The following is a 10634-nucleotide window of genomic DNA, read 5'->3' as shown; positions in this document are numbered from 1 at the left end:
ATGGCAGATTGACCCCTGCCGCACTGACATGTTTTTCTCCGAGTGCCCGTCATCATTCACGGGTTAGCCCTGTTTCCGGGGGCAAGGAAGGAGCGTCATGTCAGAGTTCAGGTTGCATTGCTTTGCCGATTCCGGGAACGCCTACAAGGTCGCGCTGATGCTTGAGCTGACACGTCAGGACTGGGAGGCGGTTTTCGTCGACTTTTTCAGTGGCCAGACGCGCCAGCAGGACTGGCGCGACGCGGTCAACGACCAAGGCGAGGTTCCGGTGCTGGAGCACGCCGGGAGGCGGCTCACCCAATCGGCGCTTATCCTCGAATACTTGGCTGGGCACACCGGCCGCTTCGGGGCACGGGACGAGGAGGAGCGGCGCGAGATCTGGCGCTGGATGCTCTTCGACAACCACAAGTTCACCTCGTACTACGCCACCCTGCGCTTCCTCTACGGCCTCAAGCAGAGCGGCGAGACGCCGGTTACCGGATTCCTCCGCGAGCGTGCGGTCGCGGCCTATGGCATCGTCGATGCGCACCTGGCTGACAGGTCGTTCATGCTCGGCGAGCGACCGACTATCGCCGATCTGTCGCTAGCCGGATACGTGTTCATGCCGGAGGACACCGGGATTGCGCTGAAGACGTTTAACCATATCGAAGCCTGGAAGGCCCGCCTGCGCGCCTTGCCGGGCTGGAAGCCGCCCTATGAACTGATGCCGGGTGAGGTAGCGGCCTCGTAACGGATAAAGCCCTCGGCACAGAGTTCGCAGTTCTTTTCGTGTTGCGATTGACTCAGACGTTAGGCGGGAGGTATTGGGTTACGAGCTATGATCTTTGCGCTCTAAGGGAAACTCTGATCAAGTTGCTCCTCAGCTGGAACTGGACGGCACAAATGCGCCGAAAAGCCCGATTGTCAGCTACTGATAATTGGATAACTAAGGCAAAGCGTTTTTTGTCCTGACGGGCGTCCCTCTCCCACTGCAGGTAATGTTTGCCGGCGCACCATCCGCACACTCCATAGTACAAGCAGTGTGGCCAGTTGCGCGGTATTCTTAGCCAAGCCAAGGAAGCAGGTTTTCACGTAGCCAGAGTGTCACGCGATCAGCGACTACTCCAATCGCTATCCCGACGTCGAGTGCGGCTTGCAGGTCGCTATCGGCGGTAAAGCCGGAATGGAACGCGATGTGCCAGGTGAAAGGTGTGGACATGGTCGGCAACCTGCTGAGAAATGCCTAACCTGTCAGCCTTTTGAAATACGCAAGTCACAAGCGCGGTAAGCGAAGCTCTAACGCCTCTAGCCCGGTATCTGGAGTGCGGACTTGCATTTTGAAAACTCGTGGGAGCGTCGATCTACTCTAACAGAGGTGGTAGATATGACGAACCAGTGGTTTGAAGCGAATCGATTGGAGAGACGATGGCCTGCCATCCGGCGGGCGCTCACTCAGCGCGGAACCAATCTGACGCAGCTCGCGGATAGCAATCAGTTATCGAACCTGCGGACCGCCGCACGGCGCTCCTTTCCTGCTGCAGAAGCGGTTATCGCCGAAACGCTTCAGGTGGCCGTGGAAGCGCTCTTCCCGGAGCGTTATGGCGTACAGTGGTCGGAGGTTGTACAGCAGGCCTTCGATGCGCTGCTCGAACAGCTGAGCGGCGCCACAGCGGCACAGGCCGGTATGGAGGGCTTCGGCATGCATGTCGCCCAATGGGAGACGCGCCCGCAGCCTTTGCAGGACTGTCCTCGCAATGAGCCAGGACGGCTTCGTTGGATCAAGGCAAGGCTGCAACGGCGACAGTTCGTTCTCGAGCACCTTGCCCATCATGCCGGTGTGACGCGAAAGGTCTTCGATAGCCTCGGCCGCTCGCCACATGTTGGTCTGCAATCACTCATCGCGCGATGCCTGGGCGTGTCACCCCACGAGCTCTGGCCGGAGCGATACGGCTTTGATGGGCGAGCGTTCGGCAGTGACACTGCCGGTAGTGAGCACCACGAACGGCAGGTTCCGGAAGCGGCTCGCTTAAGTCTAGGCACCGGCCTTTGGCTCCCGCTGCGAGACTTGGTCGGCTTGCCTGGACTGCATGGGCGATTCACTGCAATTCGTCGACGGGCGCAGGATGAGCGCTGGATTTTGCGCATACGCTTTGAGGTGACCGAGGTGCTGTTCACCTCACTCCCGTCCGAGACTAAGGCTCATCTCCTAGACGTACGCTCCGACCCTGACATCGCCTCTCGCGTAGAGATGACCTATACAGCTGATCCGGTACCGCTTTCATGCAGCGATAAGACCGCTCAGCCGGCGGCGAAGGTTATGGCCGTTGAAGGCGGGATACACCTGGGATTAATCGGCGAGGCTGGCAGGAAGCTGGATGTACGGATCTGCGGGCGAGCTGTGCCTAGCTTCGCCATTGCGCTGCTGGGGCAAGGCAGGAACGGTACGTAGGGGCAGTGAATGAGCGAGGTTCGCTCCCGCTGTGGGAGTGAACTCGGCTCGAAACGGCAGTCCCTTTCGCCATGCTGGGCTTCTCCAAGGAGCTCAGTCCATGAACACAGATGCTGTATTTGCCGCGCTATCGCGCGCAGGTATCGACCCCTTTCCGTGGTGTCCGATTGAAAGCGAGCTATCCCCAAAGCAGATGCATCGCCGGCTGCTACGGCTCAGTACTGCGCCCTATGCAGACGGCTATCTTGCAATCAGCGAAGTTGCTGATTTGGGTGAACTCGCCTGCTCGCTAACTCAGCTTGGGATACCTGACGCTGAGGCTCTAGTCCAGCGCATGGCGAGGGGCTCGCTACGGCTGGATGAAGAGATGGATTTTCTCGCGGCACACATGGAGCGCGTCCGATCCAAAGCGGAAGGTCTTTATCGCGTTGGCCATCTACGCTACGCCCATGTCAAAGGCCACATCGCTGGCGAGTCGGACAGTCACGCCTACCAGGTACTCGAGCTCATCAATGAGACGCTGGACAAGTCGAATCTGCGGCAGACCACGCCGAAGTGCGTCCGGACGCTGGCGGCTCTGGAAGTGGCGCACCGCGATAGCTTGGGCTGGAAGCGACATTTGCCCAGCCCGGCAACGCTCGCTCTGCTGGGAGCAATTTTTCTCGTCGATGCCGTTACCTCTTTCTGGACAGGGCGCCTTACCTACGGTCTACCGGTGGGCGCGGTGAGCCTGGTACTCCTCGGGCTCGCCGCTGGCCGGAGAAAGAGCGCTGCGAAGGATAATGCCCTTCGCGCTGCTTCGCGTCAGGATCTAATGCGGACATCACAGCCGCTTGCTGGCGGAGAAGCCCGACCTAACCGCGGTGACAAGGCGTCCTGATGCAGATCATCTTTGGTATAGATGCGGCGGAGCAGAAGAAAAATCGTCAGATCCCGGTCATGTGGGATAGCCACAAGCTGGTGAATGGACACACGCTCCTGGTGGGGATGTCTGGCTCCGGCAAGACCTACACCCTGCGCAAGATGATCAGCCACATGCTGCAGTCATGCGGTGGGCACATTCCCCGGGTCCACATCTTCGACGTGCACGGCGATCTTTCGATTCCTGGGGCATCGGAGGTCCGTTTTTCCGAGCGCACCAATTACGGCCTCAATCCACTGCGGGTAAATCCCGATCCACACTTCGGCGGCGTGCGAAAGCGCGTGCAATCCTTCCTCACCACCATGAATCGCAGCATGCGCCAAATGGGGCCCAAGCAGGAGGCTTGCCTGCGCAACGTGCTCAACGATGTCTACGCCCAGTACGGGTTCCGGCAGGAGGATCCGAGTACCTGGGTTGTGGAGGAGGGCGCCGCGGTGGTCATGACCGATGGCAATGACGATCGGCTGTTCCTCGACGTGCTGAAGGGCGAGAAAGACGAGGCAAAAGCGTTGGGCGCGCGCTGGTCAGGGGCGCCCCTCTACAGCTGGTGGATACCGCAAAACGAGTACCACGGGGCAATCACCCGCTGGCCACCCAAACTGATGGCGCGCACTCATCCAAGTATCCGCGATGCGCTGCGCCTGGCGCAGAACATCCTGCAGCAATCCTTTCTGGGCTCCGGCGCCGAGGCCGTTACCTATCTGGAGGTGGCCAACCGCGCCGCCCAGGGCCACCGCAAGAAGGTGATCCAGGCCCTGCGTAAAGGCCAAAGCCAGTTCGACGAGGAAGCGGAGAAGACGGAGCTCGACAAGAGCAAGCGCAAGGCCATCGACGGCTATACCGCCTACATTGATGCGATCACCACCGGCAAAGAGCTCGACAGCCTGATGCGCTACGACAGTACCGACGTGCTGAAGTCCGTGGTTGATCGGCTGCAGAACCTCGAGGCGATCGGCATCTTCAAGTCGGGGATTCCGCCGTTCGACCGCACCAATCCGGTGTGGCGCTACAATATCCACGCCCTATCCATGGAGGAGCGCAAGCTGATTGTCCTCTTCCGGCTGGAAGAGCTGTTCCTTGCGGCGGTGGAGCGCGGCGAGCAAGACCACATTGTCGACGTGGTGATCCTCGATGAGGCGCACATCTACGCCGACGACGACCCCGAGAGCCCGATCAACCGCATTGCCAAGGAGGCTCGCAAGTTCGGCCTGATGCTCGTGGCCGCCTCGCAAAGCCCAACGCATTTTCCGGAGGATTTCGTCGCATCGGTCGCGACCAAGATCGTCCTCGGCATCGATGAGATGTACTGGCGCCAGAGCGCCACCAAGCTTCGTTTGCGCGAGGATGCCCTGGCCTGGGTGACCCCGACAAAGACCATGTTGGTTCAGCTGAAGATGAAAGGGGAGACCCAGAATGACTGGTTCTGGTGCACGATTGCTTAAGGGGCTGCTGCTGGCCGTGATCGCCAGTTTGCCGCTGGTCAAGGCGGTTGCGGCCGAAACGCCAGACCAACTTCCCCTGCTCGACCGCCTGGAGGCCGTGGCCATCCCGATCGGCCGCGGCGCTGTGCTGCAGGACGCCCGGGGCTGCTTGTGGGGGGTACGGCCAGGCCAAAAGGTCCCGCAGCTCGTGGCCATCTCAGATGAGGCTGGCCACGCGTTATGCCGCAGTGCTGCGCCAGATGCTGCACCGGAGCCGCAGGTGCGCCGCACGCCGCTGGTGAATTAAGCGCGCGATAAGCGATAAGGCCGTCTACTCCGCACTATTGGCGATGCAGTTTGGATTAGCTATCCCTTCATCGGATTAGCCGAACGAACGCCGCGCTGTCCGCATCTGGTGATGCAAGCGTTCCTTGATCGGTGGCCGCAATGTGCCTGGTAGTGATTGCTGAAGATGAGCCGCTTCTCGTGGAGATGCTGACGGAGATATTCGAATCCGAAGGCCTGGACGTCACTGCCTTCGCGACGGCGGACGATGCCTGGAGGTACCTCCAGACAGCGGGGCAAGCACCGGATCTCCTGTTCACCGATGTGCGAATGCCTGGATCCATGGATGGGTTGGCCCTGGCCAAGCAGGTGATGGCGCGCTGGCCAACCGCTTCGATCGTTGTATCGTCGGGTCATGTGCCAGTCGCACCGGGGCTTCCCAGCGCATCGTTTCTTCCTAAGCCCTGGTCGTTTGGTCAGCTGACCACGCTGTGTCGCAACGTCCAGGCTCGCCAGCAGCGCGCGGATTAAGCTGATCGCTACCCGGCGAACTCGCCGGCGGACTCAGTGCTGCGGATGGTCGACAGCAGCTGCTTCACCGTCTGGCCTGGCTGTCGTGTCGCGCTAATCGCCGCGCGCCAACGCTGAAGAGGGTGACCCAGGCTCTGACAGGCGCTCCACGCCCACGCCTGCTGCTGCAGATCGTCAAGCTCAGGCCAATCCATATCGTGTCCGTCGGACGAGTCGGCGTGCAACCGCTTCGCCTGGGCGATCACGGCAAGCAAAAACTGGATGTGCTGCTCCGGAGAGAACGTCATGCCGGCGGGCCCTTATTTATGCGGTGATGACGCCTACTACCGGGATGGCGGCCGAACCGAGACGGTCTACAGTAGTACGATGACCTTAAGGAGGCGTTATGGCAGACCTTGGTTTTCTTCCCCACCAAGCGCGGCTGCGCTGGGTCGCGCTGATCGAGCAGATGGCCGTCATGGGCCTTGGCCACCTGGTTCGCTTCTATGGGCAGCTGGAAGGATATATCCTGGCCTTGCTCGATGTTGGTTCGATTACCGCGCCACAGCATCGACATCTCGCCCGCCTGGCCAGCGAGTGGTTCGCCCAGTGCCGGGCCGAGTACCTCAAGCGCAAGCAGAAGCTTCGGCGGCGCATAGCAGGCGCGGTTCGAGCCAGGATTGATGAGAGTCATAGGCGGCCAGAGCACGCCTGAGCTGAGCTACTTGGCGTGGCAGTAGAGAGCCGCCAAGGAGTGATCGAGCCAGTCCGGCGAGGCCGGGCGCTCGTTGAGCAGGTTCGGGTGCGCAGCTGCCAGGCTGTGGGCGTCGAGCTGCTGGGAGTTTGCCGCGCGATCTACTGCCAGCGGGCAGCCGTCGGCGGTGTTGCTACCGGACAGCGATCGGCTCAACGGCCCGGCGGAAAAGGCGATGCTGATGGCGCCGCAAAAGCCGACGGTGAGGAGCGTCCCGCTTGTGGTGCCCTGGGTGATTCGCTGGAGAAGGTGCATGCTGCCGAGCTCCGGTTTGATCGACAGCAGCAGGGTAGCGAGAGCTGGTCTTCAAAAATCCTGAGTTCGACCCGTCGCCGGGCGTTCAATGCTGCGATGTAGGCTGGAGCGCAGGGTTGATCCAGAGCCCGTCGAACCCGCGAAAGAGCGCCGCTGCGCCCAGCACATGCTCGAGGATGTTCTCGACACAGATCCAGCGTCGCCCGGCTTCTTCCGCCGCGCGCCCGACCATCATGCGGCCGGCGAAGAGATCCACTACCAGGTCGTCCACCTCGGTCAGCCACCGTATGAGGAAATCTGCCAAGGCGAAGGGGAAGGGCGCGCTGTGCGCCGGTAGCCCGGCTTCGACCAACGCCTTCCGGTGCTCACGGCTGCGTCTACAGCTGTGGCCAATCTGCAGCACGTTCTTCGGTATGGCACCTTCTGTGGGCGCCGCGAAGCTACCCGGGCGCAGGCGGTAGGCGCCGTTGCCATAGGAGGTCTGGCGCGTCTCGCCCCCGGCCGCGATGAGCCTGGCTTGCCGATCAGAATGCGGTACCAGGACCCGCCGGTTGTTCGCTTTGCATCGAAGCGGATCAGGCGAGAACCAGTAGCAAGGCTCCCAGGCGACGTTGAGCTGTTGCCGACTGAGGCTCGCCCACTGGAGGGGACCAGGTGCCTTGCTGCGGTTCTCCCACACCAGTCGATCCATCAGGTGCAGGCCAAGGCGATCTTCCAAGGCGATGACGAGGCGCTCCAGGTACGTCGACCGCGCTGGCGACCGGTGAAGGAAGATGTCGTTGGACAGGTTCAGGACCAGGCTACCGGTGCTGGCAAGGTTGCCCAGCAAGGGCTCGATCGTGCGACAGATGAAGTCGGTGAATTCGCTCGCCTTCGGATTACCGTATCCCCGTGGTTGCTGCAGGGGATAGGGTGGAGAGGTCAGCACCAGGTCGATGCGCTCTTCCAGTCCCTGCAGCGCCTGGGGCGAATGGCCGAACAGTGCCAGCGCCAGCGACGTGCTGAACCCCAGCAACGTGACCTGCGGCGCCGCTCGATGCATCCCGCGCTTTGCCTTTTCGGTCAGCTGCCACACGCCCCGCTCATGCGGAACGCGCTCGAGGATGCCGCAGGCCTTGAGGGTCTGCTGATGCCAGCGAATCTCGCGTGTGACGGGGCTGCGGGGCTGACCGGCCGCGCCAATTGGCTGCTTGGCGTGAACCTCCCGGTCCTGAAGCCCTGCGGCGGCGCCGACGAGGCGATAGAGCTCCGCGTTGGCCAGTGGCCGATCCGGGCAATTCCGGAAGGCCGCTTCGACGAGAGGGAAGAGGTCGAGCTGTGGAGATTGGACCATGGTAAGGACTGCTCAAGGTTGGGTGATATGCCTCATCTTTCCAGGCGTACCGCAAATGCAAGGGCGTGGCCTAATCCAGCAGGCGCTCAAGAGCCGGCTGGTGGGCGAACGGCGCGAGCGATCCGCTGACGCGAGCCTCCTCATCGGTCAGCGGACGATGGTGCGGCGCGGTCGCGGTCGCAGCGAACGTCGGGTCGGCCTTCAGGACCTCCAGCAATCCGTAGTAGAGGTAATGGAGCCGGGAGTGGTCGTCGTGGTCGTTGCGGCTGTGCGCGACGGTGATCAGCTGCGACAGCGCCAGTAGTGAGCACAGGTAGCTGGCAGCTTCGAGCGAAAGGGATTCTTCGACCTGGCCCAGGGTTGCCGTCACAAGCACGCCCTCGACGGGCAGCACCAGGGCGAAAGCTCCGTTGAAGTAGCGGCGAAGCTGATAGGCGCCATTGCGGTACCCGGATCCCAGCACTTGGCGCATATTGGTCAGCACCAGGTCCTCGAACGGTAGGCAGTAGCGACCGAGGAGGCTGTAGAGCTCCTGAGTGGTTGGCTCGCTGGTGACGACGAGCTGCAGCGCGTGATCATTTCTGTGCATAGCAGATTCCTCAAGTTGAACCTGCTCAGCATCCAAGAGCCGCGGTAAACGCAAACGGCCATTCATGCCGCTTGCGGGACCGGTTCGAGGGGGGCTGTTGACCCTAGGCGCCGGCTTGACTAGGTTGCCTTCCCTTTGGCCAATTGCGGCGGAGCGCCGAAGGAACCGGCGGCGCGATCGGCGCTCTGACGAGTCAGGTTGCAATTGGCTGCGGATCGATAAGCTACCCATGACCCCGCGCGAGAAGCGCAGCACCTGGGTGGAAGAGAGGATATGGAAGCAGCAACGATGGAAGAGAGCGTGGCGTCCCATACGCCGCGGTGGTCGGATTGGCCGCGATGGATCAAGCTGGCTGTCCCGTTGTTCGTGCAGGTGCTACCCGCCTTTGTCGCATTGACGCTGCTGGCAGCATTCACGACGGTGAGCATTCTGCTCGTCTTGGGTAAAGCGGCGTTTCACTTGGCCAGCCTGTGCTCGCCGTTGATCTTCCTGGTGCTGGTGCTGGTGCTGGTGCTGGCGCTCGCGCTTCGGCGTGCAGGGATGCTCGGGGACCGCCCCGTCTTGCGCAGGGCCGTGGCCACTGGGTCACCGTGGCGAAACTTCTTCCGGGTAGCGGCGCCGCTCGCCCTGGTCATCGGCATTGCGCTCAACGCCTTGGCGGTCCTGGCGATGCTTGGCTCCGATATCGGCGCCTGGAAGCGCGGGGCGCTGCCCCTCACCACCTTGCCGCTGGACCTCTTCAGCGCAGAGAAGCGGCCGCTGCTCGTGATGCTCTACACCACCGCGGTGGAACAGCAGCTCAGCCTGATGCCGCTCTTCGTCATCATGGGCGGCCGGCTCGAGCCGTACCTGGTGGCTGCGGTCATGGCCGGCCGAGAGACATGGTCTTCCGCGCGGGCCGTTCAGGCGCAGCTCCACAAATCGCAGAAGCTGGTGCTCGGCCCAATGCGGCTGCTCACGCTGTGTGGCGTGACTCTGCAGGCAACGGCAAGAGCGCTCGATGCCACCAGCAACTGGGTTGGCGTCGCGCTGCTGCTGGTGAGCATAGGCGGCTGGCTGTTCTACTGCTGCCTGATCGCCGTAGCTGCGCGGGACACCACCGACCCTCAATCGCGATAGCGCCTTACTGCGCGCGAAAAAAAACCCGGCCATGAGCCGGGTTTTTGCTGCTCCGCTTTCGCGAACCAGTGTTGGAGCCTGATGCGCCAGTCGCCTGGGCCCTGCAGTGCAGGGTGGAGGCGGGTTTGCCCGTTCCGACAGGAGCTCCTGACCGGATGTAGCGAACCCTCGCACCATCTCTGCAACTGCAGCTGTTTTGTAGGTAAAGATCACCCGGGGCACCGTCTGCTGGCCCCACCGTCGCATAGCGAAAGATTCTTTCGCTATGCGACAGGACCTCTACCGAAGTAGAGCTCCCAGCACTTATGGCAGTGGCCGCCTTCTGGACGTATGAAACCGGGGGTGTGGGCATTTGATGCGCGCACGACAATTCGGCCAAGGATCAGCTGAGTGATCGGCAACCGAGCTGGATGAAAGATTCTTACAGCGGGTCAGATGGCCCAGGAGAGCCAAACGAGGGGGAGGGTGCTGCGAAGCAGCTGGTGAAGCATCCAAGCCATAGGGGTTGGATCAAGAGCGCCGATAATGACAGCGCCGGCGGTGCCGCACAAGGCCCGCCGGCGTGGGTCCGCGTGATTACTCGCTCTGGAGCCAGCCTTCGACGGTATCGGCACCGTGCTCGGACTTCCAGGCTTTCAGAAGCTTGTGGTTGCCACCCTTAGTTTCGATGACTTCACCAGTTTCGGGGTGCTTATAGCGCTTGAGCGTACGCGCCCGGCGCTGTTGCGGGGCGGCGCCCGAGTTGCTCTTGGACTTGCTGCCGGAGGCAGAGCCGGCGTTGGGGTCCAGAATTGCAATGACGTCGCGCAGCGACTTGTTATGTTCGCCCAGTAGAGCTCGCAGTTTCTTCTCGAAATCGAGTTCTTTCTGCAGACGTTCGTCGGTGTTCAGCTGCTCAAGACGCTGCTTCAGTTCTTCGATTGCAGCTTCGGTCTGGCGGTATTCTTGGATCAGGGACATCGTGATCTCCTCAAGATTAGACGGTGGCTGCCGTTATAGCCTTTTCACCTATTTATGA

The 10634-nt window shown here is 61.7% G+C and carries 14 protein-coding genes; 8 read left to right on the top strand and 6 right to left on the bottom strand.

Annotated features, from left to right (window positions below; translation table 11 throughout):
* Nucleotides 1–97 precede the first annotated feature (97 nt).
* The gene (locus tag ACUCV0_RS23760; RefSeq protein WP_482213897.1) at nucleotides 98–730 is read left to right on the top strand and encodes a glutathione S-transferase family protein; all 633 of its coding nucleotides are present in this window, start codon (nucleotides 98–100) and stop codon (nucleotides 728–730) included.
* A gap of 312 nt (nucleotides 731–1042) precedes the next feature.
* Here the strand turns inward: ACUCV0_RS23760 and ACUCV0_RS23755 are convergent, their stop codons facing one another.
* Entirely contained in the window at nucleotides 1043–1198 is a 156-nt protein-coding gene (locus ACUCV0_RS23755) for a hypothetical protein (RefSeq protein ID WP_178118439.1), read from the bottom strand.
* 165 nt (nucleotides 1199–1363) lie between these two features.
* On the opposite strand from ACUCV0_RS23755, the gene ACUCV0_RS23750 reads away from it, so the two are divergent.
* From ACUCV0_RS23750 to ACUCV0_RS23730, 5 genes are all read left to right on the top strand, one after another.
* Nucleotides 1364–2428, top strand: a complete 1065-nt coding sequence (locus ACUCV0_RS23750; protein WP_158893838.1) for a helix-turn-helix domain-containing protein — start codon at nucleotides 1364–1366, stop codon at nucleotides 2426–2428.
* A gap of 100 nt (nucleotides 2429–2528) precedes the next feature.
* On the top strand, nucleotides 2529–3308 hold the full coding sequence (locus ACUCV0_RS23745; RefSeq protein WP_158893835.1) for a hypothetical protein: 780 nt from the start codon (nucleotides 2529–2531) through the stop codon (nucleotides 3306–3308).
* A complete protein-coding gene (locus tag ACUCV0_RS23740; protein WP_158893833.1) occupies nucleotides 3308–4792 on the top strand; it encodes a helicase HerA domain-containing protein in 1485 nt (494 codons plus the stop codon). Before ACUCV0_RS23745 ends, ACUCV0_RS23740 begins: the two co-directional genes overlap by 1 nt.
* A complete protein-coding gene (locus ACUCV0_RS23735) occupies nucleotides 4764–5078 on the top strand; it encodes a hypothetical protein (protein WP_158893831.1) in 315 nt (104 codons plus the stop codon). The genes ACUCV0_RS23740 and ACUCV0_RS23735 overlap by 29 nt, the downstream gene beginning before the upstream one ends.
* A gap of 140 nt (nucleotides 5079–5218) precedes the next feature.
* Nucleotides 5219–5587, top strand: a complete 369-nt coding sequence (locus ACUCV0_RS23730; protein ID WP_158893829.1) for a response regulator — start codon at nucleotides 5219–5221, stop codon at nucleotides 5585–5587.
* Nucleotides 5588–5595: 8 nt separating this feature from the next.
* Here ACUCV0_RS23730 and ACUCV0_RS23725 read toward each other — a convergent pair whose 3' ends face one another.
* On the bottom strand, nucleotides 5596–5874 hold the full coding sequence (locus ACUCV0_RS23725; protein ID WP_158893827.1) for a hypothetical protein: 279 nt from the start codon (nucleotides 5872–5874) through the stop codon (nucleotides 5596–5598).
* A gap of 98 nt (nucleotides 5875–5972) precedes the next feature.
* On the opposite strand from ACUCV0_RS23725, the gene ACUCV0_RS23720 reads away from it, so the two are divergent.
* Nucleotides 5973–6281, top strand: a complete 309-nt coding sequence (locus tag ACUCV0_RS23720) for a hypothetical protein (RefSeq protein WP_482213896.1) — start codon at nucleotides 5973–5975, stop codon at nucleotides 6279–6281.
* A 6-nt stretch (nucleotides 6282–6287) separates the two neighbouring features.
* Here the strand turns inward: ACUCV0_RS23720 and ACUCV0_RS23715 are convergent, their stop codons facing one another.
* The 3 genes from ACUCV0_RS23715 to ACUCV0_RS23705 form a co-directional block, all read right to left on the bottom strand.
* Nucleotides 6288–6575, bottom strand: a complete 288-nt coding sequence (locus ACUCV0_RS23715) for a hypothetical protein (protein WP_158893823.1) — start codon at nucleotides 6573–6575, stop codon at nucleotides 6288–6290.
* A gap of 85 nt (nucleotides 6576–6660) precedes the next feature.
* Nucleotides 6661–7908, bottom strand: coding sequence for a DNA methyltransferase (locus ACUCV0_RS23710; RefSeq protein ID WP_482213895.1), 1248 nt, complete (start codon nucleotides 7906–7908; stop codon nucleotides 6661–6663).
* 70 nt (nucleotides 7909–7978) lie between these two features.
* Entirely contained in the window at nucleotides 7979–8497 is a 519-nt protein-coding gene (locus tag ACUCV0_RS23705) for a hypothetical protein (RefSeq protein ID WP_482213894.1), read from the bottom strand.
* A 273-nt stretch (nucleotides 8498–8770) separates the two neighbouring features.
* Here ACUCV0_RS23705 and ACUCV0_RS23700 point away from each other — a divergent pair, with 273 nt between their 5' ends.
* Nucleotides 8771–9616 (top strand): hypothetical protein, encoded by an 846-nt coding sequence (locus tag ACUCV0_RS23700; RefSeq protein WP_482213893.1) that lies wholly within the window; start codon nucleotides 8771–8773, stop codon nucleotides 9614–9616.
* A gap of 576 nt (nucleotides 9617–10192) precedes the next feature.
* Here ACUCV0_RS23700 and ACUCV0_RS23695 read toward each other — a convergent pair.
* A complete protein-coding gene (locus ACUCV0_RS23695) occupies nucleotides 10193–10576 on the bottom strand; it encodes a histone-like nucleoid-structuring protein, MvaT/MvaU family (RefSeq protein WP_482213892.1) in 384 nt (127 codons plus the stop codon).
* Nucleotides 10577–10634 lie beyond the last annotated feature (58 nt).

It is taken from the genome of Pseudomonas sp. VMV1 (assembly GCF_056790235.1).
Note: the sequence above shows the minus strand (reverse complement) of the source record. Positions and strands in the feature narration are given on the sequence as shown.

Coding starts and splice junctions, on each gene's coding strand:
- ACUCV0_RS23760 (WP_482213897.1), top strand. CDS start 98: ATGTCAGAGTTCAGGTTGCATTGCTTTGCCGATTCCGGGAACGCCTAC.
- ACUCV0_RS23755 (WP_178118439.1), bottom strand. CDS start 1,198: ATGTCCACACCTTTCACCTGGCACATCGCGTTCCATTCCGGCTTTACC.
- ACUCV0_RS23750 (WP_158893838.1), top strand. CDS start 1,364: ATGACGAACCAGTGGTTTGAAGCGAATCGATTGGAGAGACGATGGCCT.
- ACUCV0_RS23745 (WP_158893835.1), top strand. CDS start 2,529: ATGAACACAGATGCTGTATTTGCCGCGCTATCGCGCGCAGGTATCGAC.
- ACUCV0_RS23740 (WP_158893833.1), top strand. CDS start 3,308: ATGCAGATCATCTTTGGTATAGATGCGGCGGAGCAGAAGAAAAATCGT.
- ACUCV0_RS23735 (WP_158893831.1), top strand. CDS start 4,764: ATGACTGGTTCTGGTGCACGATTGCTTAAGGGGCTGCTGCTGGCCGTG.
- ACUCV0_RS23730 (WP_158893829.1), top strand. CDS start 5,219: ATGTGCCTGGTAGTGATTGCTGAAGATGAGCCGCTTCTCGTGGAGATG.
- ACUCV0_RS23725 (WP_158893827.1), bottom strand. CDS start 5,874: ATGACGTTCTCTCCGGAGCAGCACATCCAGTTTTTGCTTGCCGTGATC.
- ACUCV0_RS23720 (WP_482213896.1), top strand. CDS start 5,973: ATGGCAGACCTTGGTTTTCTTCCCCACCAAGCGCGGCTGCGCTGGGTC.
- ACUCV0_RS23715 (WP_158893823.1), bottom strand. CDS start 6,575: ATGCACCTTCTCCAGCGAATCACCCAGGGCACCACAAGCGGGACGCTC.
- ACUCV0_RS23710 (WP_482213895.1), bottom strand. CDS start 7,908: ATGGTCCAATCTCCACAGCTCGACCTCTTCCCTCTCGTCGAAGCGGCC.
- ACUCV0_RS23705 (WP_482213894.1), bottom strand. CDS start 8,497: ATGCACAGAAATGATCACGCGCTGCAGCTCGTCGTCACCAGCGAGCCA.
- ACUCV0_RS23700 (WP_482213893.1), top strand. CDS start 8,771: ATGGAAGCAGCAACGATGGAAGAGAGCGTGGCGTCCCATACGCCGCGG.
- ACUCV0_RS23695 (WP_482213892.1), bottom strand. CDS start 10,576: ATGTCCCTGATCCAAGAATACCGCCAGACCGAAGCTGCAATCGAAGAA.